Annotated in this window: 1 protein-coding gene; it reads left to right on the top strand. The window is 55.6% G+C overall.

From position 1 onward, the window contains the following. Positions 1-66: 66 nt before the first annotated feature. Positions 67-824, top strand: a protein-coding gene (locus tag ACR0K5_RS25120; protein ID WP_480632227.1) for an IS5 family transposase whose coding sequence is annotated in 2 segments (ribosomal slippage) — positions 67-388 and positions 388-824 — 759 coding nt in all. Because the reading frame shifts where the segments join, the coding sequence is not laid out codon by codon here. Positions 825-836 lie beyond the last annotated feature (12 nt).

An 836-nucleotide genomic window follows, 5' to 3' on the forward strand; every position in this document is an offset into this window, starting at 1 on the left:
TAGGGTCAGGATGCATTGATTTTCGTTGTGCCACGTGATTCACGTTTTGAAAAACGGAGCGGTGACATGAGCGACCTTTATTGGCTGACCGACGAACAGATGGCCAAGCTCACCCCTTTTTTCCCAAAGTCGCACGGCAAGCCTCGGGTTGATGATAAACGGGTTTTGAGTGGGATTATCTTCATCAATCGCAATGGCTTACGCTGGCGAGACGCGCCTTCTGAATATGGCCCGCACAAGACGCTCTACAGCCGGTGGAGGCGTTGGAGCGAGAAAGGTATCTTCGCGCGGATGATGGCCGGGTTGGCTGCTGAACACGGCGAGGAAAAGACGGTCATGATCGACGCGACCTATCTCAAGGCACATCGCACGGCGACCAGCATGGGCGTGAAAAAGGGGGGCGTGGCCGCCTGATCGGTCGGACCAAGGGCGGCATGAATACAAAGCTGCACGCCATCTGTGACAGCAAAGGACGCCCTTTGAACCTGTTCGTAACCGCTGGACAGGTTAGCGACTATATCGGCGCAAGGGCGCTGTTCAGCAGTTTGCCGAAGGTCGACTGGTTGCTCGGGGATCGCGGTTATGACGCCGACTGGTTCCGAAACGCGTTGAAAGATAAAGGGATACGCGCCTGCATCCCAGGCCGTAAGCAACGCAAGACGCCGGTTAAGTACGACAAGCGCCGATACAAGCGAAGAAACCGCATCGAGATCATGTTCGGCAGGCTCAAGGATTGGAGGCGCGTGGCAACTCGCTATGACCGATGTCCTCAGGTCTTCCTCTCAGCCATAGCTCTTGCGGCAACTGTCATCTACTGGTTATGAATCCTGACCCTA

This window comes from Ruegeria sp. AB9 (assembly GCF_056542585.1).